The 25,151-nt window shown below is 71.9% G+C and carries 20 protein-coding genes; 7 read left to right on the forward strand and 13 right to left on the reverse strand.

Annotated elements, in window-relative coordinates; genetic code table 11:
- Nucleotides 1–209: 209 nt before the first annotated feature.
- Genes ABD374_RS26685 through rsmH form a run of 10 tightly spaced genes read right to left on the reverse strand, consistent with a single transcriptional unit; the run spans nt 210 to nt 12,768 of the window.
- Nucleotides 210–1,013: a cell division protein FtsQ/DivIB gene (locus tag ABD374_RS26685; RefSeq protein ID WP_344498235.1), complete on the reverse strand. Its 804-nt coding sequence runs from the start codon at nt 1,011–1,013 to the stop codon at nt 210–212.
- A 37-nt stretch (nt 1,014–1,050) separates the two neighbouring features.
- On the reverse strand, nt 1,051–2,145 hold the full coding sequence (murG, locus tag ABD374_RS26690; protein WP_344498237.1) for an undecaprenyldiphospho-muramoylpentapeptide beta-N-acetylglucosaminyltransferase: 1,095 nt from the start codon (nt 2,143–2,145) through the stop codon (nt 1,051–1,053).
- 6 nt (nt 2,146–2,151) lie between these two features.
- Nucleotides 2,152–3,561 (reverse strand): putative lipid II flippase FtsW, encoded by a 1,410-nt coding sequence (ftsW, locus tag ABD374_RS26695; RefSeq protein WP_344498239.1) that lies wholly within the window; start codon nt 3,559–3,561, stop codon nt 2,152–2,154.
- A gap of 60 nt (nt 3,562–3,621) precedes the next feature.
- Nucleotides 3,622–5,049: a UDP-N-acetylmuramoyl-L-alanine--D-glutamate ligase gene (murD, locus tag ABD374_RS26700; RefSeq protein ID WP_344498241.1), complete on the reverse strand. Its 1,428-nt coding sequence runs from the start codon at nt 5,047–5,049 to the stop codon at nt 3,622–3,624.
- Nucleotides 5,046–6,116, reverse strand: a complete 1,071-nt coding sequence (gene mraY / locus ABD374_RS26705) for a phospho-N-acetylmuramoyl-pentapeptide-transferase (RefSeq protein ID WP_344498243.1) — start codon at nt 6,114–6,116, stop codon at nt 5,046–5,048. Before mraY ends, murD begins: the two co-directional genes overlap by 4 nt.
- The gene (locus tag ABD374_RS26710; RefSeq protein WP_344498245.1) at nt 6,113–7,528 is read right to left on the reverse strand and encodes a UDP-N-acetylmuramoyl-tripeptide--D-alanyl-D-alanine ligase; all 1,416 of its coding nucleotides are present in this window, start codon (nt 7,526–7,528) and stop codon (nt 6,113–6,115) included. The genes mraY and ABD374_RS26710 overlap by 4 nt, the downstream gene beginning before the upstream one ends.
- Nucleotides 7,525–9,225, reverse strand: coding sequence for a UDP-N-acetylmuramoyl-L-alanyl-D-glutamate--2,6-diaminopimelate ligase (locus ABD374_RS26715; RefSeq protein ID WP_344498247.1), 1,701 nt, complete (start codon nt 9,223–9,225; stop codon nt 7,525–7,527). Before ABD374_RS26715 ends, ABD374_RS26710 begins: the two co-directional genes overlap by 4 nt.
- A 13-nt stretch (nt 9,226–9,238) precedes the next feature.
- Nucleotides 9,239–11,212, reverse strand: coding sequence for a peptidoglycan D,D-transpeptidase FtsI family protein (locus tag ABD374_RS26720; protein ID WP_344498249.1), 1,974 nt, complete (start codon nt 11,210–11,212; stop codon nt 9,239–9,241).
- A 42-nt stretch (nt 11,213–11,254) separates the two neighbouring features.
- Complete coding sequence (gene ftsL / locus ABD374_RS26725) at nt 11,255–11,815, reverse strand: cell division protein FtsL (protein WP_344498251.1); 561 nt, start codon at nt 11,813–11,815, stop codon at nt 11,255–11,257.
- Complete coding sequence (gene rsmH, locus ABD374_RS26730) at nt 11,812–12,768, reverse strand: 16S rRNA (cytosine(1402)-N(4))-methyltransferase RsmH (protein WP_344498253.1); 957 nt, start codon at nt 12,766–12,768, stop codon at nt 11,812–11,814. The genes ftsL and rsmH overlap by 4 nt, the downstream gene beginning before the upstream one ends.
- Before the next feature lie 345 nt (nt 12,769–13,113).
- Between rsmH and ABD374_RS26735 the strand changes: the two genes are divergently transcribed.
- From ABD374_RS26735 to ABD374_RS26750, 4 genes are all read left to right on the forward strand, one after another.
- Nucleotides 13,114–13,764 (forward strand): beta-class carbonic anhydrase, encoded by a 651-nt coding sequence (locus ABD374_RS26735; protein ID WP_425577361.1) that lies wholly within the window; start codon nt 13,114–13,116, stop codon nt 13,762–13,764.
- Nucleotides 13,765–13,996: 232 nt separating this feature from the next.
- The gene (locus tag ABD374_RS26740) at nt 13,997–15,061 is read left to right on the forward strand and encodes an AAA family ATPase (RefSeq protein WP_344498257.1); all 1,065 of its coding nucleotides are present in this window, start codon (nt 13,997–13,999) and stop codon (nt 15,059–15,061) included.
- Nucleotides 15,061–16,500 (forward strand): DUF58 domain-containing protein, encoded by a 1,440-nt coding sequence (locus tag ABD374_RS26745; RefSeq protein WP_344498259.1) that lies wholly within the window; start codon nt 15,061–15,063, stop codon nt 16,498–16,500. The genes ABD374_RS26740 and ABD374_RS26745 overlap by 1 nt, the downstream gene beginning before the upstream one ends.
- Complete coding sequence (locus tag ABD374_RS26750; protein ID WP_344498261.1) at nt 16,497–18,926, forward strand: transglutaminase TgpA family protein; 2,430 nt, start codon at nt 16,497–16,499, stop codon at nt 18,924–18,926. Before ABD374_RS26745 ends, ABD374_RS26750 begins: the two co-directional genes overlap by 4 nt.
- 154 nt (nt 18,927–19,080) lie before the next feature.
- Here ABD374_RS26750 and ABD374_RS26755 read toward each other — a convergent pair whose 3' ends face one another.
- The 3 genes from ABD374_RS26755 to ABD374_RS26765 all read right to left on the reverse strand — a co-directional run bounded on the left by ABD374_RS26755 (nt 19,081) and on the right by ABD374_RS26765 (nt 21,172).
- On the reverse strand, nt 19,081–19,479 hold the full coding sequence (locus tag ABD374_RS26755) for a DUF3040 domain-containing protein (protein ID WP_344498263.1): 399 nt from the start codon (nt 19,477–19,479) through the stop codon (nt 19,081–19,083).
- A 282-nt stretch (nt 19,480–19,761) separates the two neighbouring features.
- A complete protein-coding gene (locus ABD374_RS26760) occupies nt 19,762–20,532 on the reverse strand; it encodes a methyltransferase (RefSeq protein ID WP_344498265.1) in 771 nt (256 codons plus the stop codon).
- Nucleotides 20,533–20,635: 103 nt separating this feature from the next.
- Entirely contained in the window at nt 20,636–21,172 is a 537-nt protein-coding gene (locus ABD374_RS26765) for an SAV_6107 family HEPN domain-containing protein (protein WP_344498267.1), read from the reverse strand.
- 154 nt (nt 21,173–21,326) lie between these two features.
- Here ABD374_RS26765 and ABD374_RS26770 point away from each other — a divergent pair, with 154 nt between their 5' ends.
- From ABD374_RS26770 to ABD374_RS26780, 3 genes are read left to right on the forward strand one after another with little or no spacing between them, the layout of a single operon-like run.
- The gene (locus ABD374_RS26770) at nt 21,327–22,106 is read left to right on the forward strand and encodes an ATP-binding cassette domain-containing protein (RefSeq protein WP_344498269.1); all 780 of its coding nucleotides are present in this window, start codon (nt 21,327–21,329) and stop codon (nt 22,104–22,106) included.
- A complete protein-coding gene (locus tag ABD374_RS26775; RefSeq protein ID WP_344498271.1) occupies nt 22,078–24,273 on the forward strand; it encodes a YhgE/Pip family protein in 2,196 nt (731 codons plus the stop codon). Before ABD374_RS26770 ends, ABD374_RS26775 begins: the two co-directional genes overlap by 29 nt.
- 11 nt (nt 24,274–24,284) lie before the next feature.
- On the forward strand, nt 24,285–24,893 hold the full coding sequence (locus tag ABD374_RS26780; RefSeq protein WP_344498273.1) for a TetR/AcrR family transcriptional regulator: 609 nt from the start codon (nt 24,285–24,287) through the stop codon (nt 24,891–24,893).
- Nucleotides 24,894–25,151 lie beyond the last annotated feature (258 nt).

A 25,151-nucleotide genomic window follows, 5' to 3' on the forward strand; every position in this document is an offset into this window, starting at 1 on the left:
CCGATTGGGACGGTCCGAACGCCGACCCGAACCCTAACCTTGAAGTTTAGGGTTACCAGTGTGTCTGTTCCTTGGACTCTCCGAACAGGACACTAAGTCGACACGTGGCGCACGTTCAACGAACACGCCGAACCTCCCGTTTTTCTTTTCACCCTATGTGATCACCCATATCGCTGGCCAACCAGGGTGCTGGCCAGGGCGTATGGCCGTCAACTGCCCGACGCGGCCGGGGCCGTGGGCGCGCTCACGTTGAAGCGACCAGCCCCCGGCACTGCTTTCATGAGGGCCTTCAGTGTGCGCGCCTTCGCCGCGCCCTGTCCGGCGCTGCCCCAGACGACCGTACGGTCCCCGTCCAGCTCCAGGGTGATGGAGTCGTACGAGGCGGCCTGGACGGTCAGCGTGTCACGGGCGACGGACCGCGGCAGGTCCCCCATGACCCGCACCGCCTCGCTCAGCAGCCGGTCCGCACCGAAGCGGTGCAGGCTCGGGGACCGGCCGGACGCCAGTTCCAGCAGCGGCACGCCTTCGGGCGCCTCGGAGACCGTGGCGAATCGCACACCCTCGTCGTCCACTTCGACGAACTTTGCGCCCTTTTCGAGGAGCAGCACCGGCTTTCGCTCGGTCACTTCCAGATCGATTCCGTGCGGCCATGAACGAATGACTTCCACCGAGTCGATACGGGGCAATTTCCGGCGCAGCCGGTCCTCGATGGCGTCCGTGTCGACCGAAATCAACGGCGCTCCGACCGGGACGGCCGCCGCCGCGAGTACCTCATCAGGCGTCAGAACCTGTGTGCCCGACGGCTTCACCTGCTCCACGCGCAGCCAGGAAGAGCCGTAGAGCAACCAGGTCCCGACCGCGGTGAGCACCACCGCCAGGCCGAGCAGCAGGAGCAGAACGCCCCGGCCGGGCAGCCGGAGCGGGCCGCCCGACGGGCCGCCGTGCGGCGGGCGGGCCGCCGACGACCCCTGCGCCTGTCGTGCACCGCGCTGGGCGGTCGTCGGTCCGGCCACTCCCTGTCGCCTCCTGGGCTCCTGCGTCGGTGAGCCGTCAGCCGGCCCTGCGTGCGGCGATCGCCTCGTACACCATGCCGACGAGCAGGTCGTCGGCGTCCCGGCGGCCGAACTCGGCGGCGGCGCGGGACATCTCGAAGAGCCGGTGCGGGTCCGCGAGGACCGGGAGCACCTCGCTCTGCACCCACTCGGGCGTCAGCTGCGCGTCGTCGACCAGCAGGCCGCCTCCGGCGTTGACCACCGGCTGGGCGTTGAGCCGCTGCTCGCCGTTGCCGATGGGCAGCGGGACGTAGGCGGCCGGCAGCCCGACGGCGGAGAGTTCGGCGACGGTCATCGCACCCGCGCGGCAGAGCATCATGTCGGCCGCGGCGTACGCGAGGTCCATCCGGTCCACGTACGGTACCGGGATGTAGGGCGGCATACCGGGCATGTTGTCCACGCGCGGCACTTCGTTCTTCGGACCGACCGCGTGCAGGATCTGGATGCCGGAGCGCTGGAGCACCGGCGCGACCTGCTGGATCACCTCGTTGAGGCGCCGGGCGCCCTGCGAGCCGCCGGAGACCAGCAGCGTCGGCAGGTTCGGGTCGAGGCCGAAGGCGGCGCGCGCCTCCGGGCGGACCCGGGCCCGGTCGAGGGTGGCGATGGTGCGGCGCAGCGGGATGCCGATGTAGCGGGCGCCGCGCAGCTTGCTGTCCGGCGTGGAGACGGCCACGGCGTGCGCGTAGCGCGAGCCGATCTTGTTGGCCAGCCCCGGCCTGGCGTTGGCCTCGTGGACGATGATCGGTACGCCGAGGCGCTTGGCCGCGAGGTAGCCGGGCAGGGCGACGTAACCGCCGAAGCCGACGACGCAGTCCGCCTTCGTGCGCTCCAGGATCTGCTCGGCGGCCTTGATGGTGCCGCGCAGCCGCCCGGGGACGGTGATCAGTTCCGGGGTGGGTTTGCGGGGCAGCGGGACCGCGGGGATCAGCCCGAGTTCGTAGCCGCGCTCGGGTACGAGCCTGGTCTCGAGCCCGCGCTCCGTGCCGAGGGCTGTGATGCCCACGGAAGGGTCCTGCCTCCGCAGTGCGTCCGCGAGGGCGAGCGCGGGCTCGATGTGGCCGGCGGTCCCCCCACCGGCGAGTACGACATGCACCGAAATTCACCGCTCTCCGGACGGACGCTTCTTGACGCGCCGTCTCATCGTCTTCCATCTCACCCCGGCCCCTTTGCCAAGGACGGTCCTTCGCATGGCGAGGGCGGCCTTCGCGGCGGGGTCCTCTCGCGCGAAGGCGATCAGCAACCCTACGGCGAACATGGTCGGCAGCAGGGAGGAGCCCCCGTACGAGAACAGCGGGAGCGGGACACCGGCGATCGGCAGCAGGCCGAGCACCGCACCGATGTTGACCACGGCCTGGGCCGTGATCCAGGTGGTCACACCTCCCGCGGCGTACCTCACGAAGGGGTCCTCCGTGCGTCCGGCCACGCGGATACCCGCATAGCCTAGAGCCGCGAAGAGGGCGAGTACCGACAGCGTCCCCGCCAGACCCAGTTCCTCACCGGTGATGGCGAAGATGAAGTCGGTGTGCGGCTCCGGGAGTTGACCCCATTTCTCCACACTTGCACCCAGCCCGGAACCGAACCATCCGCCCGAGGCCAGGGCATAGATTCCGTGCACCGCCTGCCAGCATTCACCCTTGGGACCGAGGTCGGTCGCGCCGATGCAGGCGAGCCGCGACATCCGGTTGGCGTTGTTGCTGATCAGGATGGACCCGACGAAGGCGGCGAAGGCCAGCACACCGGCGAAGAGCCGGGTGGGCGCTCCCGCGAGCCAGAGCAGGCCGAAGAGGATCGCGGTGAGGAGGATCGCCGTACCCATGTCGCCGCCGAGCATGATCAGGCCGAGCAGCAGGAAGGCGACGGGCACGAGCGGCACCAGCATGTGCTTCCACTGGTTCAGCAGCCGCCTCTCCTGCTTGCGGGCGAGCAGGTCGGCCCCCCACAGGACGAGGGCCAGTTTCCCGAACTCGCTGGGCTGGAGCATGAACGGGCCGCCGAGCGAGATCCAGTTCTGGTTGCCGCCGATCGAGACCCCTATCCCGGGGATCTGGACCAGGACCATCAGGAAGACGGTCAGGGCCAGCAGGGGGTAGGAGAGCGCGCGGTGCAGTTTGGCGGGCATCCGGGACGCGACGAGCAGGAGAGCCGTTCCGATGACCGCGGCGAGGAACTGCTTGCGGAAGAAGTACGAGGCGGGCAGCGACAGTTCCAGTGCCTTGATCATCGACGCGGAGTAGACCATCACGAGGCCGAGCACGGTGATCAGCAGGGCGCTGCCCAGGATGAGGTAGTACGCCGTGAGGGGCCGGTCCCAGGTGCGGCGCGCCCGCTCGTACAGGCGCCGCAGGCCGCTGCCGCGGGGCGGCCCGGACCGGAGGGAGACGCGGCGGCGTACGGCGGCCGGACGGCGGGCCGTCCGTTCCCCCGCCTTGCCCGGCGTGCGCGCCGCCGCGGCGCCCGCGCGCCCGCGCAGGGCGGTGCGGGCGCGCGGGGCGCTGTCGTCGGCCAACATCTCGGTGTCCCCTCCACTCGTGAGCTGCGCCGGCCGGTCCGTGGCGCGGGGACCGGCCCGCTAGTCGCGCTCCGGAGCCAACTCGCGTACGGCGTCGGCGAATGCCTCGCCACGCTTGTTGTAGTTGGTGAACATGTCCATGGAGGCGCAGGCCGGAGCCATCAGGACCGTGTCCCCGGGCCGCGCGAGCCGCGCCGCTTCGCGGACCGCCGCCGACATCGCCCCAGTGTCGGTCCGGTCGAGGTCGACCACCGGCACCTCGGGCGCGTGTCGCGCGAGGGCTTCGCGGATCAGCGCGCGGTCGGCGCCGATGAGGACGGCGCCGCGCAGCCGCTTCGCCGACTTCTCGACGAGCTCGTCGAAGGCGGCGCCCTTGGCGAGGCCGCCCGCGATCCACACGATGGGGTCGTACGCCGCGAGGGATGCCTCGGCGGCGTGGGTGTTGGTGGCCTTGGAGTCGTCGACGTACGCGACACCGGCGACGTCCGCGACGTGCTCGATGCGGTGGGCGTCGGGACGGAAGGCGCGCAGGCCGTCGCGTACGGCGGCGGGTTCGACGCCGTAGGCGCGGGCCAGGGCCGCGGCCGCGAGGGCGTTGGCGATGTTGTGCGGGGCGGGCGGATCGACGTCGGAGACGTCCGCGAGCTCCTGGGCGTTCTTCCGGCGGTTCGCGACGAAGGCGCGGTCGACCAGGATGCCGTCGACGACACCGAGCTGGGAGGGCGCGGGCGGGCCGAGGGTGAAGCCGATCGCGCGGCAGCCCTCCTCGACGTCGGCCTCGCGCACCAGGGCCTCGGTCGCGGGGTCCTGGACGTTGTAGACGCAGGCGACCTGGTTGCCCTCGTAGATCCGGCCCTTGTCGGCGGCGTACGCCTCCATGGAGCCGTGCCAGTCGAGGTGGTCGGGGGCGAGGTTCAGCACGGCCGCGGAGTGGGCGCGCAGCGAGGGCGCCCAGTGCAGCTGGTAGCTGGAGAGCTCGACGGCCAGGACGTCGTACTGTTCGTCACCGAGGACGGCGTCGAGCAGGGACACGCCGATGTTGCCGACGGCGGCGGTACGCAGGCCGGCGGCCTCCAGGATGGAGGCCAGCATGCGTACGGTCGTGGTCTTGCCGTTGGTGCCGGTGACCGCGAGCCAGGGAGCTGGTTCTCCGCGGCCGTGCCCCCGCAGGCGCCAGGCCAGTTCGACGTCGCCCCAGATCTCCACGCCCGCCTCCGCGGCGGCCAGGAAGAGCGGCTTGTCGGGCTTCCAGCCGGGCGCGGTGACGATCAGTTCGGTGCCCTCGGGGAGGGTCGCGCCGTCGCCGAGGCGGACGGTGACGCCGAGTGCTTCGAGTTCGGCGGCCTGGGCGCGGGAGCGGTCGTCGTCGCCGTCGTTGACGACCGTGACCTGGGCCCCGAGGCCCCGCAGCACGCGTGCTGCGGGGATCCCGGAGACTCCGAGACCCGCGACGGTCACCCGCTTGCCGGTCCAGGTCGTGTCGGTCACTTGTCGGCCGCCCAGCCCGCGTAGAAGAGTCCGAGGCCGATGATCACGCACATGCCCTGGATGATCCAGAAGCGGACCACCACGAGGACTTCGGACCAGCCCTTGAGTTCGAAGTGATGCTGGAGCGGCGCCATCTTGAAGACGCGCTTGCCGGTCATCTTGAACGAGCCGACCTGGATCACGACGGACATCGTGATCAGGACGAACAGGCCGCCGAGGAGCGCCATCAGGAACTCGGTGCGCGAGCAGATCGCCAGACCCGCGAGCGCGCCGCCGAGGGCGAGCGAGCCGGTGTCACCCATGAAGATCTTGGCGGGCGAGGTGTTCCACCACAGGAAGCCGAAGCAGGCGCCCATCAGGGCGGCGGCGACGACCGCGAGGTCGAGTGGATCCCGTACTTCGAAGCAGGCTTCCGGGTTGGTCAGGCTCGGCGCGTCCGCGCACGACTCCTGGAACTGCCACAGACCGATGAAGGTGTACGCGCCGAAGACCATCACGGAGGCGCCGGTGGCGAGTCCGTCGAGGCCGTCGGTGAGGTTCACACCGTTCGACATCGCCAGGATCATGAACAGCGCCCAGACCACGAACAGCACCGGGCCGATCGACCAGCCGAAGTCCTGGACGAACGAGAGCTTGGTGGAGGCGGGGGCGTTGCCGCGCACGTCCTTGAACTGCAGGGCCAGCACGGCGAACGCGATGCCGACGATCAGCTGGCCGGCCATCTTGGCCTTGGCCCGCAGACCCAGTGAGCGCTGCTTGACGATCTTGATGTAGTCGTCGAGGAAGCCGACCAGGCCCATGCCCGCCATGAGGAACAGCACCAGCAGACCGGAGGCGCTCGGCTTCTCGCCGGTGATCACCTTCGCCAGGGCGTACGCGATGAGCGTGGCCAGGATGAAGGCGATGCCGCCCATGGTGGGGGTGCCGCGCTTGCCGTGGTGGCCGCGCGGGCCGTCGTCCCGGATGAACTGCCCGTACCCCTTGCGGGCCAGCAGTTTGATGAGCAGCGGGGTGCCGATCAGGGTCAGGAAGAGCCCGATGACTCCCGCGAAGAGGATCTGCCTCATCGGCCGGTGACCTCGCCCTCGGTACGGTGGTCGAGGAGCGCCTGGGCGACCCGCTCGAGACCGACCGACCTGGAAGCCTTCACCAGCACGACGTCTCCCGGACGCAGTTCACTGCGCAACAGGTCGACCGCCGCCTGCGCGTCGGACACGTGCACCGACTCCTCACCCCACGAACCCTCGTTGTAAGCGCCCAGCTGCAGCCAGGACGCTTCCCTGCCCCCGACCGCCACGAGCTTGCTGACGTTGAGCCGGACGGCGAGCCGTCCGACCGCGTCGTGCTCGGCGAGCGAATCGTCACCGAGCTCGGCCATCCGGCCGAGCACCGCCCACGTACGACGCCCCTGGCCCATGGCCGCGAGCGCGCGCAGGGCGGCTCGCATGGATTCGGGGTTCGCGTTGTAGGCGTCGTTGACGACTGTCACGCCGTCAGGACGCTCGGTGACCTCCATGCGCCAGCGGGACAGCGTGCCCGCCTCGGAGAGCGCGGTGGCGATCTCGTCCACGGACATGCCCAGCTCATGGGCGACGGCGGCCGCGGCGAGCGCGTTCGACACGTGGTGCTCACCGTACAGCCGCATGGTCACGTCACTGCACCCGGTGGGTGTGCGAAGGCTGAAGGCGGGCCGGCCATTCTCCATGAGCCGGACATTCTCGGCGCGTACGTCCGCGTCCGCGGCCTCGCCGAAGAGCACCACCCGGGCCTTCGTGCGGGACGTCATGGCCCGTACGAGGTGGTCGTCGGCGTTGAGGACGGCCACGCCGCCCTCCTCCGCCGGCGGCAGCGCCTCGACCATCTCGCCCTTGGCCTCGGCGATCTGCTCACGTCCGCCGAACTCGCCGATGTGGGCGGTCCCGACGTTGAGCACGAGGCCGATGTGCGGCGGGGTCAGGCCGGTGAGGTACCGGATGTGGCCGATGCCGCGCGCGCCCATCTCGAGGACCAGGTGGTGGGTCTCCCCGGTGGCGCGCAGCGCGGTGAGCGGCAGGCCGATCTCGTTGTTGAGGGAGCCGGGCGTCCAGACCGTGGGGGCCTTGCGCTCCAGCAGCTGGGCGATCAGGTCCTTGGTGGAGGTCTTGCCGGCCGAGCCGGTGAGCGCGACGACCTTCGTGCCGAGCCGTCCGACGACGGCGCGCGCCAGGGCGCCCAGCGCCTCGGTGACGTCGTCCACGACGATGGCGGGTGCGCCGACGGGGCGGGTCGCCAGTACGGCTGCCGCGCCCGCGGCGACGGCGCGCCCGGCGAAGTCGTGGCCGTCGACGCGCTCGCCCGCGAAGGCGGCGAAGAGGCTGCCGGGTTGGACCTCGCGGGAGTCGATGACGACGGGCCCGGTCACCAGCAGGGCGCTGTCCGGTATGTCGTGCGACTGCCCGCCGACGATCTCGGCGATCTCGGCGAGGGAGAGCGCGATCACTGGGTCACCTCGCTGTCGTGGGCCGGTGCGGCGCTCAGGATCGCGGTGCGGAGCACCTGGCGGTCGTCGAAGGGGCGTACCACTCCGGCGATGTCCTGGCCCTGCTCGTGGCCCTTGCCGGCGACGAGCACGGTGTCGCCGGGCTTGGCGCGGGCGACCGCCGCGGCGATGGCCGAGGCCCGGTCGGCGTCGACCAGGACGTCGCCGCGCTCGTGCGCGGGCACCTCGGCGGCGCCGGCGAGCATCGCGGCGAGGATCGCGAGGGGGTCCTCGGAGCGCGGGTTGTCGGAGGTCAGTACGGCGGTGTCGGCGAGGCGGGCGGCGGCGGCGCCCATCGAGGGCCGCTTCTGCTTGTCGCGGTCGCCGCCGCAGCCGAGCACGATGTGCAGTTCGCCCTCGGTGACCTTGCGCAGCGCGCGCAGGACCGATTCGACGGCGTCCGTCTTGTGGGCGTAGTCGACGACGGCGAGGTACGGCTGGCCCTCGTCCACGCGCTCCAGGCGGCCCGGGACGCCGGGGACGGCGGCGATGCCGTCGGCGGCGGTCTGCGGGTCCACGCCGGCGACCGCGAGCGTGACGATCGCGGCGAGCGTGTTGGCGACGTTGAAGGGGCCCGCCAGCGGGGCCTTCGCGGCGATGCGCTCGCCCTGGGGGCCGACCACCGTGAACGTACTGGTGAACGGGCCGACCTCGACACCCTCGGCGCGCCAGTCGGCGTCCGGGTGGCCCTCGGCGGAGAAGGAGGTGACCGGGACGTCGGACTCGGTGATGAGCCTGCGGCCGTACTCGTCGTCGAAGTTGACGACGCCCACCCTGCTGCGCTCCGGGGTGAAGAGACGTGCCTTCGCCTGGAAGTAGTCCTCCATGTCGGAGTGGAATTCCATGTGCTCGGGGCTCAGGTTGTTGAAGACCGCGACGTCGAAGACGCAGCCGTCGACCCGGCCGAGCACCAGCGCGTGGCTGGAGACCTCCATGGCGACCGCCTCGACGCCGCGTTCGCGCATGACGGCGAACAGGGCCTGGAGGTCGGTGGCCTCGGGGGTGGTCCGCTCGGACTTGATGCGCTCGTCGCCGATGCGCATCTCGACCGTGCCGATGAGGCCGGTCAGCCTCCCGGCCGCCCGCAGGCCGCCCTCGACGAGGTACGCCGTGGTGGTCTTGCCGGACGTGCCGGTGATGCCGAGCTGGAGCAGGGCGTCGCCGGGGTGGCCGTAGATCTCGGTGGCGAGCTCGCCCATCCGGCTGCGCGGATCGTCGACGACCAGGGCCGGCAGGCCGGCCTCGGCCGCGCGTGCGGCGCCCGCCGGGTCGGTGAGGATCGCGGCCGCGCCGAGTCCCGCCGCCTGTGTGGCGAAGTCGGCGCCGTGCAGGCGCGCCCCTGGGAGGGCGGCGTACAGGTCGCCAGGCCTCACCGCGCGGGAGTCGTGCGTGATACCGGTGACCTCGACCGCGCTCTCGACGGCTCGGGGCTCGGTACCCAGCCGTTCGGCCAGCTCCCCGAGGGGTGTCGGGCGGACCTGGACCGGCCGGGGCGCTCCGGGGTACGTCACCGGGGCGTCCTTCTGGGTGGTTTGGGACTGATCAGCGTGTGGCACGGCGGTGAGCGTACCGGGCGTACCCGGCCCCTCGCGAAACGAGGGGTGCCGGTGCGGAGCGGGGTCTTCTTGGTTCCCGGGGTACGGGGTGATCGTTGTCACTGGTGGTCCTGAGTCACTCGCCGGGCGTGAAGGACACCGGCAGCCGGGCGGGCTTGCTGCCGGTCGGTGCGACCTGGAGGGTCTTGAGTGCGAACTCCATGACCTGCTTGTAGATGGGGCCGCAGATCTGGCCGCCGAAGTAGCTGCCTCTGGTGGGGTTCTGGATGGCGCAGTACACGGTGACCCGCGGCTTGTCGGCGGGTGCGAAGCCGGCGAAGGACGCGGTGTAGCCCTTGTAGCGTCCGGTGGCCGGATCCACCCGGTTGGAGGTGCCGGTCTTGCCGCCGACACGGTAGCCGGGGATGCGGGCCTTGGTCCCCGTACCCTCCTCGTCGTCGACGACCGACTCCAGCATGGTGGCCAGGGTCCTGGCGGTCTTCTCGCTCACCACCCGGTTCTTCCTGGGCTCGGGGGCGGGCGTGAAGCGGCCGTCGGGGCCCTTGGTGCCGCGGACCAGCGTTGGCTGGATCCGTACGCCGCCGTTGGCGATCGTCGAGTAGACGGAGGCCGCCTGCATGGCGTTGAGCGAGAGACCCTGGCCGAACGGGATCGTGTACTGCTGCGAGGTGCTCCAGTCCTCGGGGGCCGCGAGGATGCCCGCGGTCTCGCCGGGGTAGTGGAGCCCGCTGGGGCGGCCGAGGCCGAACTTCCGCAGGTAGGAGTGGAGGACCTGGTTGGCCTGCGCCCGGGTTTTGCCGAGCTGTTCGGTCGCCAGGATCGTGCCGATGTTGCTGGACTTGGCGAGCACGCCGTTGAGCGTCAGGTACCAGGTGGGGTGGTCGATGTCGTCCTTGAAGAGCCGGTCGCCGCGGTGCAGCCGGTTGGGTACGACGACATGCGTGCCGGGCGCCGCGGCGTTCTCCTCCAGCACCGCGGCCATGGACATGACCTTGGCGGTGGAGCCCGGTTCGTACGCGTCCTGGAGGGCTGCGTTGCCCATGGCGGCCGCGTCGGCCTGCGAGAGGTCGTTGGGGTCGAAGCCGGGGGCGTTGGCCATGGCGAGGACCTCGCCGGTGCGGGTGTCCTGGACTATCACGTAGCCGCGGTCCGCCCCGGACTTCTCCACCTGTTCGGCGATGGCGTCCTGGGCCGCCCACTGGATGTCGCGGTCGATGGTCAGCTCGATGTCGGATCCGGGGACGGCGGGGACCTCGCGGGCTCCGACGGTGGGGACCCTGCGGCCGCCGGACTGGGCGTACTTGATCTCTCCGTCCCTGCCCGCGAGCTCCTCGTCCAGCTGGGTCTCCAGGCCGCCCGCGCCCTTGCCCTCGGCGTTGACGTAACCGAGTATCCCGGCGGCGAGATCGCCGTTGGGGTAGACGCGCTTGCTGCTGGCCTCCTGGAAGACGCCGGCGAGCACGTCGACGCCCTTGCCGCCCTTGGCCTTGTCCGCACCGGCCTTCTTGGCGAAGACGCTCTTGAGGTCCTTGATCTGCTTCCAGATCTGCGGGGTCTGGCGGCGGGCCAGGACGGCGTACCTGCTCTTGGGCGTCCGGAGCTTCTTCGCCAGTTCGGCCGCGTCCTTGCGCAGGATGGGCGCGAGGATCTCCGCGGCCCGCTCGGGCGTGTCCGGGGCCTTGGTGAACGCGGCGGTGAACATCGACGGGTCGGCCGTGATGTCGTGCGCGTCCACGCTGGTGGCCAGCGCGATGCCGCTGCGGTCGGTGATCTTGCCTCGCTCGGCCGCCAGGGTGGAGGTGAAGTACCGGTTCTTCTCGGCCTTGGCCGCGTACGCGCTCGCGTCCACGGCCTGGACCTGGAGCAGCCGTACGACGAAGGCCAGCATGACCAGGGTCAGTCCGACGCCGACCAGCCTCAGCCGGGGCCTGGGGCTGCCGAGCTGCAGCGGGCGGGCGGCCCTGGGCGCGGGACGCGGCCGTCCCACCGGGGGGCGCGTCCTGGGCCGCGCTGCGGGCTGCGGGCGCCCGCCGCCGTGCGGGCGCCCGGGGCCGGGCACACGACGGCGCGGTGGTTCCTGGGGGGGCACTGCGTCACCTGCCGGGGGTCGTGGTCGGCTTCGCGGACGGGCTCACGGGACGGGAACGGATGCGGGAGGAACGGCGGCGGGAGGAACGGCGACCGGAGGCGGCACCGGGGCCGGGGCCGGTGGCGTCAGGGTCGATGGTGCCGGGGACTGCGATGCCGGGGCCTGCGGGGGAAAGGCCGCCAGAGGCGGGCCGGGGTCGTGCAGGCTCAGCGGCACGGGGCCGGCGGCGGCTCCGGCGGTCGCTCGGGAGGGTACGCCCCGGACCGTACCGTCGGGACCGAGGAAGGCGGGGCTGCCGCCGGGCACCATGCCGAGTTCGCGGGCCCTGCGCTCCAGCGCGCCGGGCGCGGACCGGTCGTCCACGTCCTGCTGGAGCGCCTGCTCCTCGTCGGTCAGTTCCGTGGTCCGCTTCTTGAGCTCGCTCAGTTCGAACGAGCCCTCGTTGAGCGAGGAATTCAGCAGCAGGAGGGTGATGAGGCCGCCGCCGAGCAGCAGCACGACCAGCAGCACGAAGGGGGTCCTGGCCGCCTGGGCCGGACCCGAGGGCATCAGTCGCGACAACCGCGCGGCCCGCCCCTTCAGCTGCTTGGCCGGCTCGGTCACAGCACGTCCTCCCGGATGCGCTGCGCCCCGCGCAGCCGGGCCGGGGCGGCACGGCGGTTCTCGGCGATCTCTTCGTCCGTCGGCAGTTCCGCGCCGCGCGTCAGCAGCTTCAGCCTCGGCTGGTACTGCTCCGGCACGACGGGCAGGCCGGGGGGCGCGGTGTTGGCGGCGCCGGCCGCGAAAACCTGCTTGACCAGGCGGTCTTCGAGCGAGTGGTACGAAAGGACCGCGATCCGGCCGTCCACGGCGAGCGACTTCACCGCCGCCGGGACGGCCCGCTCCAGCACGCTGAGCTCACCGTTGACCTCGATGCGCAGCGCCTGGAAGGTGCGCTTGGCGGGATTGCCGCCGGTGCGCTTGGCGGCCTGCGGCAGTGCGTCGCGGATCAGTTCGACGAGCCGGGCGCTGTTGCTGAACGGTTCCTTCTCGCGCTCGCGCACGATCGCCGAGACGATCCGCTTGGCCTGCTTCTCCTCGCCGTACTGGCGCAGGATCCGCACCAGCTCGCCCGGTGGGTAGGTGTTGAGGACCTCGGCCGCGCCGACGCCCGTCGTCTGGTCCATGCGCATGTCGAGCGGGGCGTCGTGGGCGTAGGCGAAACCGCGCTCCCGCTCGTCGAGCTGCATCGACGAGACGCCGAGATCGAAGAGGACGCCCTGGACGCGCGGGACGGAGAGGCGTTCCAGGACCTCGGGCAGCTCGTCGTAGACGGCGTGCACCAGGGTGGCCCGGTCGCCGAACGGGGCGAGCCGCTCGCCGGAGAGCCGCAGCGCCTCCTTGTCCCGGTCGAGCGCGACGAGCCGCACCGAGGGGAAGGCGGTGAGCAGGGCCTCGCTGTGCCCGCCGAGGCCGAGGGTGCAGTCGACGACCACCGCTCCCGGCTCGCCGAGGGCCGGGGCCAACAGGTCCAGGCATCGCTGGAGCATCACCGGGACGTGTCGGGTCTGGCTCATGCGCCCTCTCAGGTACCGGCGCGGTCGTGTACGTACGGCCTGGTCCCCACCCGCTCAGAAGGGGAAACGGCCTGCCGCCGCCGGGGAAGGGGCGTCGGCCGACCGGCGAGCGGGAGGAGGCCGGGCCGTACGTACGCCGCGCACGCGGGAGAAAATCGGAATGTGCGGTATGTGTCGGTGAAGCAGTAAGGGCACATCACGCCACCCACTTCGCGTTACTTTAGTCCACTCGTCCTCCCGGTCAATCAACGGGCCAGCGCGCCGCACGGCCTCGTTTTCACTCGTACGGAGGATGCTCATTGACGCCACGGAGCGCTCTTGTGGGTTACCTCACAACCATCCTTGTTGACGTTTTTTGTCCCTTCTCACAGCGAGCCCGAACCGCGCATCCCTATTAACGTCTATGCCATGTCGACTTCTGCGCACCTTCCCGTCGAGCCCGCCACCGAGTTCGCCAGCGAGCCCGCCGCCGCGACGCCCTCCGCGGCACACGCCGGAGGTACGGTCACCGACCGCCTCGTCGAAGCGAACCGGCGGTACGCAGCGGACTTCCGCGACCCGGGGATGGACGCGCGGCCCGTGCTGCGCGTCGCCGTGGTCGCCTGCATGGACGCACGTCTGGACCTGCACGGCGCGCTCGGCCTCGAACTGGGCGACTGCCACACCATCCGCAACGCGGGCGGCGTGGTCACCGACGATGTCATCAGGTCCCTGACCATCAGCCAGCGGGCGCTCGGCACCCGCAGCGTCATACTCGTCCACCACACCAACTGCGGCCTGGAGAGCCTCACCGAGGACTTCCGGCACGAGCTGGAGGCCGAGGTCGGGCAGCGGCCCTCGTGGGCCGTGGAGTCCTTCCGGGACGTCGAGCAGGACGTACGCCAGTCGATGCAGCGCGTGCGGACCTCGCCGTTCCTGCCGCACACCGACGACGTGCGCGGCTTTGTCTTCGAGGTGTCCACCGGCCTGCTGCGGGAGATCGACCCGGTGAAGTAGCGCGGCCGAGCGGACGAAAACCCGGCAACCCTCGACATACCGCCCTCAGTTATCCACAGGCGAGTGACACGAAGCGGTAACGGCAACGACAATGCGGTGGTGACATCGCGCCGGAACCGTCCGCGCGCGATGTCCGTGTTTCGGGTGGGGCCGTTCCGTCGTCGTGGCGCCGGCCCGTAATGGGGTATCCCCTGCTCATCAAGAGCTCGGGGAAGGGGCCGAGGAGGGCCGGGTGACGACCTATGACGATCGAGCGAGCCTCACGGATCTGACCACCACAGCGGAGCGCATCCGCAGGTCGGTGGAGGGTGTGATCGAGGGCAAGCCGGAGGTCGTACGGCTTTCTCTGACCGTGCTCCTCGCCGAGGGGCACCTGCTCATCGAAGACGTGCCGGGCGTGGGCAAGACGATGCTCGCCAAGGCGCTCGCCAGATCCGTCGACTGCTCGGTACGGCGCATTCAGTTCACGCCGGACCTGCTGCCTTCGGACATCACCGGTGTGAGCATCTACGACCAGCAGCGGCGCGACTTCGAATTCAAACCCGGCGCGATCTTCGCCCAGATCGTGATCGGCGACGAGATCAACCGCGCCTCGCCGAAGACCCAGTCCGCGCTGCTGGAGTCGATGGAGGAGCGCCAGGTCACCATCGACGGGCAGACCTACGAGCTGCCCACGCCCTTCATGGTGGTCGCCACGCAGAACCCGGTGGAGATGGAGGGCACGTACCCGCTGCCCGAGGCCCAGCGCGACCGTTTCATGGCGCGGGTCTCCATCGGTTACCCGAGCGCCGAGGCCGAGCTCCGGATGCTGGACGTGCACGGCGCGGCCTCGCCGCTCGACGACCTCCAGCCGGTCGCGCACGCCCACGAGATCCTGAAGCTGATCGACGCGGTCCGCACGGTCCATGTGGCCGACGCGGTGCGGCGGTACGCCGTGGAGCTGGTCGCGGCCACCCGCAGCCACCCCGACCTGCGGCTCGGCGCCTCGCCCCGCGCCACCCTGCACCTGCTGCGCGCCGCCAAGGCGTCCGCCGCGCTGAGCGGACGCGACTACGCGCTGCCCGACGACGTACAGGCCCTCGCGGTGGCGGTGCTCGCGCACCGGCTGCTGCCGACGGCCCAGGCCCAGCTGAACCGGCGTACCTCCGAGCAGGTCGTACTGGAGATCCTCCAGCGCACCGCCGTGCCGACGGCCGCGGCGCCCGACGGTGGCCACGCCACGGGGCGGGCGACGGCGACGCCGCCTTCCGGCGCTCCGCTGTACGGCCACCAGCAGCCCGGCGTACGGCGACCGTGATGACGGCCGGGGGGTCCGCCGTACCCGCCGGGGCGGAGGGGGCCGACGGCAGCGGCGACGAGGGCGGGAAGGGCGGCCTGCGGGCCGCGCTGTCGGGGCTGACCACCCGCGGCCGGTCGTTCCTGGCGGCGGGCGTGGCCGCCTCGGTGTGCGCGTACCTGCTGGGCCAGGCGGACCTGCTGCGGGTCGGGCTGCTGCTCGCCGTGCTGCCACTGGTCTGCGTGGCCGTGCTGTACCGCACGCGCTACCGGGTCGCGGGCAGCAGGCGGCTGACGCCGTCGCGCGCGGCGACGGGCGCGGAGGCGCGCGTGCACCTGCGGCTGGACAACGTCTCCCGGCTGCCCACCGGTCTGCTGATGCTCCAGGACCGGGTGCCGTACGTCCTGGGGCCGCGGCCGCGGTTCGTCCTCGACCGGGTGGAGGCGGGCGGCCGGCGCGAGGTGTCCTACCGGGTCCGCTCGGACCTGCGGGGGCGCTACCCGCTGGGCCCGCTCCAGCTGAGGCTGACGGACCCCTTCGGCATGTGCGAGCTGACCCGCTCGTTCAGCGCGTACGACATCCTGACCGTGATCCCGCGCGTCGAGGCGCTGCCCGCCGTTCGGCTGACCGGCGAGGCGCCGGGATACGGCGACGGGCGCAGCCGTTCGCTCGCGCTGGCCGGCGAGGACGACGTCATCCCGCGCGGCTACCGGCACGGCGACGACCTGCGCCGCGTGCACTGGCGTTCCACCGCGCGCTACGGCGAGCTGATGGTGCGCCGAGAGGAGCAGCCGCAGCGCGCCGGGTGCACGGTGCTGCTGGACACCCGGCGGGCCGCGTACCAGGGGGGCGGGCCGGACTCGGCCTTCGAGTGGGCGGTGTCGGGGGCGGCTTCCGCCCTGGTGCACATGCTCGAACGGGGCTATTCGGTAAGGCTGTTGACCGACACCGGGAATTCGGTGCCCGGTGAGGGGGCGGGCGGTTTCGCCGGGGCCACCCAGGAGACGGCCGACTCCGCCGGGCTGATGATGGACACGCTCGCCGTCGTCGGGCACTCGGACGGCACGGGACTCTCCGCGTCGTACGACGCGCTGCGCGGTGGGAACGAAGGCCTCCTGGTCGCCTTCTTCGGTGACCTGGACGAGGACCAGGCGGCCGTGGCGGCGCGCATGCGCCCGCGCAACGGGGCCGCCGTCGCCTTCGTGCTGGACAGCGAGACCTGGGCGCGGGGGAAGGCGCCGGGCCAGGGCCGGGCGGCGGACCCCGCGGGCCTCATGGCGCGTGTGCCGGCCGCCGCCGAGGAGCGGGTCAGACCGCTGCGCGAGGCGGGGTGGACGGTGCTGACCGTACCGCCCGGCACGCGCCTCGCCGGCCTGTGGCGGATGGCGGAACGACAGCGCACCGGTACGGGAGCCTCTCCCGTTGACGGCGCGGCAGGTACGAGTGGGGGTTGGTCATGAGCGGTCGCGGGCGGCTGGCGCTGTGCGCCACGGGGGCCACCCTGATGACGGCGGGCGCGCTGCTGCCTCTGATCAACACGACGTCCTGGTTCCTGACGGCGGTCGTCACCGTGGTGGTGCAGGCGGGGGTGGGCGCGCTCGCCCGGCGGGTGCCGCTGGCCCGGCCGCTGACCGTGGCCGTCCAGGCGTTCGTGGCGCTGGTGATGCTCACCGTGGTGTTCGCCATGGACTCGGCGATCGGCGGGGTGCTGCCGGGGCCCGAGGCGTTCCGGGAGTTCGCACGGCTGCTGACGACGGGCATCGAGGACGTCGGCCGGTACGCCATCCCGGCGCCCGCGTCCGAGGGCATCAGGCTGATGCTGGTCGGGGGTGTCCTGCTGATCGCTCTGGCCGTGGACGCGCTGGCGGTGACGTTCCGCAGCGCGGCCCCGGCCGGCCTGCCGCTGCTGGCGCTCTACTCGGTGGCCGCCGGGCTCTCGCCGGGCGGCGCGGGCTGGCTGTGGTTCGTGCTGGCGGCCTCCGGCTACCTGCTGCTCCTGCTGGCCGAGGGCCGGGACCGGCTCTCCCAGTGGGGCCGCGTCTTCGGCGGTGCGCCGCGCACCGGGGGACGCACGGCAGCCGCCGGATTCGAGACGGCAAGCGGCTCCGCGCCGGCGCCGGTCCGTACGGGCCGGCGCATCGGCGCGGTGGCGCTGGGCATCGCCCTGGCCGTCCCCGCCTCGCTGCCCGCCCTGGACGGCGGGCTGCTGGGCGGCGCGGGCGTCGGGGGCGGCGGCGGTTCCGGCGGCGGGACCATTTCGGCGGTCAACCCGCTGGTCTCGCTCCAGAACAGCCTGAACCAGCCCGAGGACCGCGAGGTACTGCGGTACCGCACGAACACGCAGGACACCGAGGACCTGTATCTGCGGATCGTCGCGCTGGACCGGTTCGACGGATCCGCGTGGAAGTCGGCGGAGCGCAGGGTCGACGACGTACCGGACCGGCTGCCCCGCCCGCAGGGGCTCGGCACCGGCGTCCGTGCGACCGAGATCGACTCCACCGTCTCGGCGGCCGGCTGGTACTCCCAGAGCTATCTGCCGCTCCCCTACCCGGCGACGCGGGTGGGCATCGACGGCCGCTGGCGTTACGAGCCGTCCGGGCGCACTCTCGTGGGCGACCGGGGCCAGACCACCCGCGGCGTGCGCTACACGGTCAGCAGCCTGACGGTGCGGCCGACCCGCGAGCAGCTGGCCGCGGCCACCACGCCGCCGGCCGGTCTGCTGCGCGAATACACCGAGGTTCCCGAGGCGCTGCCCCAGGTGGTGGAGTCGACCGCGCTCGACGTGACGAAGGGCGCCTCGAACGACTACGAGCGGGCGGTCAGGCTCCAGGACTGGTTCGCCTCCGACGGCGGCTTCAGGTACGACACGCAGGTGCAGTCGGGCAGCGGTACGGCGGCGATCGCCCGTTTCCTCAGGGACAAGGAGGGCTTCTGCGTCCACTTCTCGTTCTCGATGGCCGCCATGGCCAGGACGCTCGGCATCCCGGCGCGGGTGGCGGTGGGCTTCACGCCCGGCACCGCGCAGTCCGACGGCACCATGTCGGTCGGTCTGCGCGACGCGCACGCCTGGCCGGAGCTGTACTTCGAGGGCGTGGGATGGACTCGCTTCGAGCCGACGCCGTCCCGTGGCTCGGTTCCGGACTACACCCGCCAGGACACCCCGTCCGGCTCCGCGTCCGACCCCGCGCAGGCGCAGCCGAGCACCTCGGCCGCACCTTCGGCGGCGCCCAGCGTCACCGACAGCTGCCCTCCGCAGATGCGGAAGCTGGGCGAGTGCGGCGGGGCCGCGCAGCAGGGCGGTGCGGGCCCCACCGACACCGGGTTCCCGCTGGGCCCGCTGCTGCTGGTGGTGCTGGGCGTGGTGCTCGTGGTGCTGCTGCCTCTGCTGCCGTTGCTGTGGCGGAGCCGGGTGCGTACACAGCGGCTGGGGTCCGGGGGACGCACGCCCGCGGATGTGGCCGCCCGTACGCTGTCCGGCTGGCGTGAGATCACCGATTCGGCGTGGGACTACGGTGTCGCGCCCGACGAGTCGCAGACGCCGCGCAAGGCCGCCGCGCGGATCGTGCGCCTCGGCGGGCTGGACGGCGCGTCGGCCGAGGCGGTGCACCGGGCGGCGGGCGCGGTGGAGCAGGTGCTCTACGCCCCGCGGCCCGCTGTCTCGGGCAACCTCACCGAGGAGGCCCGGCAGGTGCGGGCGGGTCTGCGGGCCGCGGCGGGGCGCGGGGCGCATCTGCGGGCTGTTCTCGCACCGCGCTCGGCTGTCCGGGTGGTCTGGGCGGTGTCGGCGCGCTGGGCCGCCGTGAAGGACCGGTGGCGCGCGAGCCGCTGGACCGTGGAGCGGTGGGCGGACGCCCTGCGACGCCGTCCGTCCCGGCAGCGCGGCTGACGGGCCCGGGGTCGTACCGGCACGGATACGCTCGGATACGAGTGAGGGGTGACCGCCCGGAGGCGGTCACCCCTCACTCGTACAGCAAGTGTCGGATGCGGTCGGCGAGGATCGGACGCGATCGATGCGCGCGGCCGGTGCTCAGCGACCTGTCTCAGTGGCCCTGGCCCTCTTCACGGCGGCGCTGCCACCGCTGCTCGATGCGGTCCATGACCGACCGTCGCTGCCGGGGGCGGCTGCGAGCGGCCGGGCCGGTGTCGGAAGCCGGTTGCTCACCCGGTTTCGGGGCCTTGCGCCAGCCGGTAACCGCGAGCACCGCGCAGCCGAGCATCACGAGGAAGCCCACCACGCTGACCCAGATCTGCTGTGCGACCATTCCGGCCATGAGGAGCGCGATACCCACCAGAAAGCCTGCGACTGCCTGGTAGACCCGTCGTCGGGTGTACGTACGCAGCCCGCTTCCCTCAAGCGCTGTCGCGAACTTGGGATCTTCGGCGTACAGCGCTCGCTCCATCTGCTCGAGCATTCGCTGCTCGTGCTCCGAGAGCGGCACGGGAGTCCTCCTACTCGTCGGTCGCGGGGGGCGACCGTTTGCGGCCCTTTCAGAATAGGCAGGGAATCGCCCCCGTGAAACCCGCCCTCTACGCCAATTCACAATCCGGGCCGCCACGCCGTTTCGATTGCCCGAGGAGTACATTCCCCATGGCCCGATCCGCCATGCGCACGGTGTCCTCCGATCATACGGGGCCAGGCGGCCGATCGGGGGGCCTGTGGCGGACTCCATGTGCCACTGCGTTGCTGATCAGCCGCTTTTCTCACCTCGCAGAACGGTTCCTCAGCCGTCGCCGGGCTCCCGCTTCTGTCCCAGGACGTGCAGCTGGCTCGCGACGGAGTGGAAGGCCGGCAGCTCGGCGGCCGCGGCCTCCAGCTTGAGCAGGGCGTCCAGGGCGCCGGGCTCGGTGTCCACCAGGGCGCCGGGCACGAGATCGGCGAAGACCCGTACGCCGTGGACGGCAGCGACCTCGACACCGGCCGCGCCGACCAGCCCGGTGAGCTGCTCAGCGGTGAAGCGCCGCGGTACGGGATCGCCCTCGCCCCAGCGGCCCGCCGGGTCGGTGAGGGCCTGCCTGGCCTCGGTGAAGTGGCCGGCCAGGGCCCGGGCCAGAACGGCGCCGCCGAGGCCGGCGGCGAGCAGGCTGAGGACACCGGAGGGGCGGAGCGCGTCGACCGCGTTGCGCACACCCTCGGCCGGGTCGTCGACGTATTCCAGGACGCCGTGGCACAGGACCACGTCGTGGCCGCCGCGGTCGACGACGTCGAAGAGACCGTGGATGTCGCCCTGCACACCGCGCACGCGGTCGGCCACGCCGGCCTCCGCGGCCCGGCGCTCCAGCGCGAACAGCGCGTTGGGGCTGGGGTCCACGACGGTGACGCGGTGGCCGAGGCGGGCGACGGGCACCGCGAAGTTCCCCGTGCCGCCGCCGGTGTCGAGAACGTCCAGGGCATCGCTCCCGGTCGCCTTGACCTTGTGGTCGAGAGCGTCCTTGAGGACCTCCCAGACCACGGCGGTACGGAGGGAGGCGCGGGGGCGCATCGGGTCCGACACGGCAGTTGACTCCTCGGCGCGGTGCCGCCGCGGACGGCGGGGCGGTGAACGGTGCGGGCGGTGAACGCCCTGCCCACCCTATTGCCTCCGGGAACCGGTCCTGTCATCCCGTGTCCGGGTGGTCCGTTCCCTCGATCCGGGGCTGGGGCAGCACCGGATCGAGCGCGAGCAGCCGCTCGACCAGGCGCAGGAACACCGTCACGTCGCGCAGCAGATCGTCGGCGTCGCGGGCGCTCGCCGCCCCCTGTATGCCCGCCTCCGCGCGCGCCCGGCGGTCGGCGCCCGAGGCGAACAGGGCGCTCCACTCGGTCAGCTCCGGCGCGATCTCCGGGAGGACCTCCCAGGCGCTGCGGATCCGCCGGCGCCGGGACGCGGAGGGCTCGGGCCGGCCACGGGCCGCGAGGACGGCGGCAGCGGTGCGCAGGGCGGCGAGGTGGGCCGTGGCATACCGCTCGTTCGGCATGTCGAGGGTGGCGGCCTCGTCCAGTCCGCCGCGGGCCTGGGCGAGCAGATCGAGAGCGGCGGGCGGGGCACCGGCCCTGCGCAGCACCGGGTGGACGTCGGCGGCGGGGCCGGCCGATGAGGGTGCAGGGCCGGTGGCGCGGCGCCGGTGTGCGGCGGCTGCGGACGTGCGGGCCATGACGAACCTCCTTCGTCGCGTGACGGCTCTGTAGCCGTATGTACCCATCGTGGAGGGCACCACTGACATTCGCCGCTGACCTGCGTTTTTGCTTCGGCCATGAGTTCGGGATACTTTTTGAACTGACCAGTCAGTGCAAAAATGAGGAGGGCTTGTGGACAGCCCGCACGGGGCAGCCGTGGCGGCGGAGGACTTCGGGTTGAAGGGCCCGCGCGGCTGGGTGTTCCGCGACGTGCGCGTCGCGGCGGAGCCCGGCGCGCTCGTCGCGGTCGAAGGGCCGTCCGGCTCCGGCCGCACCTGCCTCCTGCTGGCCCTCACCGGCCGTATGCGCGCCACCGAGGGCCACGCGGAGGTGGGTGGCGCGCGGCTGCCGAAGAAGATGGCCGCCGTACGCCGCATGAGCGCGCTGGGCCCGGTCACCGGCGTCAGCGAACTCGACCCGGCCTTCACGGTCGCCGAACACCTGCGGGAGCGCGCGCTCCTCCAGCGCCGCTTCGACGGGTCGTTGCGCGCGCTGCTTCGGCCCCGCGCCGGACGCGCCGCCGAAGCGCGGGCCAGGGTCGACGCCGCGCTCGACGCCGTGGGGCTGGACCTGGACACGCTGCCCAAGGGAGCGCGTACGTCCGTACGGGATCTGGAGCGTCCCGAGGCGCTGCGCCTGTCCGTCGGGCTGGCGCTGACGGGTCGTCCCCGGCTGCTCGCCGTGGACGACCTGGACCTCAAGCTCTCCGACGCCGAACGCGCTCTGGCCTGGGAGCTGCTGCGCTCCGTCGCCCGGGCGGGGACGACCGTCGTCGCGGTGTGCAGTGAGGCGCCCGACGACGCGCTGCGGATCACCACCGGGAGCGGGGACGAGAGCGGGACCGGGACCGGGAACTTCGACGACACCGAAGAGGGGGCGGCCGATGCGCTCGCCGAAACTGGCCGCGCTTGAACTCAAGCGGTTCGGCAGGGGGAAGCTGCCGCGCGCCGCGCTCGTCGCGCTGCTGCTGCTTCCGCTGCTGTACGGCGCGCTGTACCTGTGGTCCTTCTGGGACCCGTACGGCAGGCTCGACCGGATACCCGTCGCCCTCGTCAACGACGACAAGGGCGCCACCGCCGACGGCCGGAAGATCGCCGCCGGTGACGAACTCACCGGGAAACTGCACGACAGCAAGGTCTTCGAGTGGCACGAGGTGAGCGCCGCCGAGGCCCGCAGGGGTGTCGAGGACGGTGCGTACTACCTGTCCCTGACCATGCCGTCGGACTTCAGCGAACGGATCGCCTCCAGCTCCGGCGACGTTCCCGAGACGAGCGCCCTTCAGGTGCGCACCAACGACGCGAACAACTACATCGTCGGGCAGATATCGCGAACGGTCTTCTCCGAGGTGCGCACCGCCGCTTCGAAGAACGCCTCCCGTTCGTTCCTCGACAAGATCTTCATCTCCTTCTCCGACATCCATGACGCCACACAGAAGGCGGCCGAGGGTGCCGACGGCATCAAGGGCGGCATCGGAAAGGCGAAGAAGGGCTCCGACGATCTCAAGGGGGGCCTCGACACGGCCAAGGCCGGTTCGAAGGATCTCGCGGACGGTCTGAGGAACGCCAAGAAGGGCAGCGGCGACCTGTCCGGCGGACTGAAGAAGCTGCACAAGGGATCGGGCGACCTGAAGAGCGGCTCGCAGCAGGTGGCGAACGGCACCCAGAAGCTCGCCGACACGGTCAACGGCATCGCGGGAACCGTCCGCCCGTACCTGAAGGACAACGGCAGGACGGTCGGGGACACGGCGAAGCTCGTCGCCGACGGCACCCGGGTGGTACGCGACAATCTCGACGGGCTCGTGAAGGACGCGCCCGGCGCGGCCGAGGAGGCCCGCGTGGCCGCCGACGACCTGCACACCGTCTACCAGGCGCTCTGTGGCAACCAGGCGGACCGGGCGGGGCAGGTGGACCAGCCGCTCGCCGACTCCGCCTGTCCGCAGCTGAAGAAGGCCGACAAGGCCGCCGCGGACGCGGCTCTCCTCTCCGCGGACGTCAACGACCTGGTCAAGGACCAGCGTGGTGACCTGACGCGGCTGGACAAGGACCTGGCCGAACTCCAGCAGCAGGCGCACAAGCTCTCGACGCGCGCTCCCCACCTCGACGAGGACCTGGGCAACGCCGTCAGCGAGGTCAACGCGCTCAACGCCGGTGCCAGGAAAGTGGCCCGGGGCGCCGCCGGCCTCGACACCGGCCTGGCCACCGCGAAGAGCGGCGCCACCGGCCTCGACAGCGGCATCGGCAGGCTCAAAACCGGCGCCGTCGACCTGGACAACGGCCTCGGCCGGCTCAAGTCCGGCGCCGGGGAGCTGAACGGCGGCCTCGTCAAGCTCGCCGACGGTTCCGGCGAGCTCGCCACCGGCCTGCACAAGGGCGTCGGCCAGATCCCCGACTACGACGAGAAGAACCGCGACCGGCGCACCCAGGTGATGGCCGACCCGGTCCAGCTCGCCTCCCAGTCGATGCACAAGGCGCCCAACTACGGCACCGGATTCGCCCCGTACTTCATCCCGCTGTCCCTGTGGGTCGGCGCGATGGTGGCGTACATGCTGATCCAGCCGCTCAACCGCCGTGCCCTCGCGGCGGGGGCCTCGGCCTGGCGGACCGCCCTCGCGGGCTGGCTGCCGGTGGCCGCGCTCGGGGTGCTGCAGAGTGCCGCTCTGATGTCCGTACTCCACTGGGGTCTCGGGCTGCAGTTGGCGCGCGTCGCGGGAACGGCCGGTTTCCTGGTCCTCGTGACGGGCTGCTTCGCGGCGGTCGTGCAGTGGCTCAACGCCCGGTTCGGCGCGGCGGGCCGCATCCTGGTCCTCGCCGTGCTGATGCTCCAGCTGACCTCGGCGGGCGGCACCTACCCCGTGCAGACCAGTCCGGACTTCTTCAACGCCATCCACCCCTTCCTGCCGATGACCTACGTCGTGGAGGGCCTGCGCCGGCTGATCACGGGCGGCGGCCTGGAACCGGTCTGGACGGGCAGCCTGGTGCTGCTCGCCTTCACGGTGGGAGCGCTGGCGCTGACGGCCGTCTCCGCCCGGCGCAAGCAGGTGTGGACGGTCGACCGTCTCCACCCGGAGCTCAGCCTGTGAGAATCGTGTCCATGGAAAGCAGCAGAACGCGCCGCGAGGTCACCCGGCAGAAGCTCTACGAGGCAGCCGTCACCCTCATCGCGGAGCAGGGTTTCTCCTCGACGACGGTGGACGAGATCGCCGAGCGCGCCGGGGTCGCCAAGGGCACGGTCTACTACAACTTCAAGAGCAAGACGGAGCTCTTCGAAGAGCTGCTGCGGCACGGCGTCGGACTGCTCACCGCCTCCCTCCAGGCGGCGGCCGACGAGACGGCGGAACGCGGGGGCACCAAGGTGGAGGCCCTCGACGCGATGATCAGGGCCGGTCTGGGCTTCATCGACCGCTATCCGGCCTTCACCCAGCTGTACGTCGCCGAACTGTGGCGCACCAACAGGGCCTGGCAGTCGACGCTCCTGGTCGTACGGCAGGAAGCCGTCGCCGTCGTCGAGACGGTGCTGCGCGACGGCGTCACCAACGGCGAGCTGAGCAAGGAGATCGACATTCCGCTGACGGCGGCCGCGCTGGTCGGCATGGTGCTGGTGGCGGCGCTCGACTGGCAGGCGTTCCAGCGGGAGCGGACGATCGACGACGTCCACTCGGCGCTGTCACTGCTGCTGCGCGGCCGGGTGAGCGGCCACTAGCGCACGGCAGCGAGAAAGCCGGTCCGGCGAGGCTCGATCCCCCCGAGCCTCGCCGGACCGGCGTTTCCCCGTGCCCCCCCCGTGAGCCCCCCGACCCCCGTGTGCACCCCCGGTTCGTCAGGGGAGCCGCGCCGCCTCCGCCGCCCCGTGTCGGCGGTGTCGGCGCTGCGCCCCTTCCGTGGTCCCCACTCTTCCGTCCGCGCAGGCCGGGGCCCATCCGCACAGCTACTCATCTCCCGCACTAGGTACGGATACTCA

Source organism: Streptomyces enissocaesilis (assembly GCF_039533765.1).
GTDB lineage: Bacteria > Actinomycetota > Actinomycetes > Streptomycetales > Streptomycetaceae > Streptomyces > Streptomyces enissocaesilis.

What these genes read in the sequence shown, in the direction of transcription:
- ABD374_RS26765 (WP_344498267.1), bottom strand. Translation starts at nt 21,172, where the DNA reads ATGGCCCGCACGTCCGCAGCCGCCGCACACCGGCGCCGCGCCACCGGC.
- ABD374_RS26745 (WP_344498259.1), top strand. Translation starts at nt 15,061, where the DNA reads ATGACGGCCGGGGGGTCCGCCGTACCCGCCGGGGCGGAGGGGGCCGAC.
- mraY (WP_344498243.1), bottom strand. Translation starts at nt 6,116, where the DNA reads ATGAGGCAGATCCTCTTCGCGGGAGTCATCGGGCTCTTCCTGACCCTG.
- ABD374_RS26750 (WP_344498261.1), top strand. Translation starts at nt 16,497, where the DNA reads ATGAGCGGTCGCGGGCGGCTGGCGCTGTGCGCCACGGGGGCCACCCTG.
- rsmH (WP_344498253.1), bottom strand. Translation starts at nt 12,768, where the DNA reads ATGAGCCAGACCCGACACGTCCCGGTGATGCTCCAGCGATGCCTGGAC.
- ABD374_RS26775 (WP_344498271.1), top strand. Translation starts at nt 22,078, where the DNA reads ATGCGCTCGCCGAAACTGGCCGCGCTTGAACTCAAGCGGTTCGGCAGG.
- ftsW (WP_344498239.1), bottom strand. Translation starts at nt 3,561, where the DNA reads ATGTTGGCCGACGACAGCGCCCCGCGCGCCCGCACCGCCCTGCGCGGG.
- ABD374_RS26780 (WP_344498273.1), top strand. Translation starts at nt 24,285, where the DNA reads ATGGAAAGCAGCAGAACGCGCCGCGAGGTCACCCGGCAGAAGCTCTAC.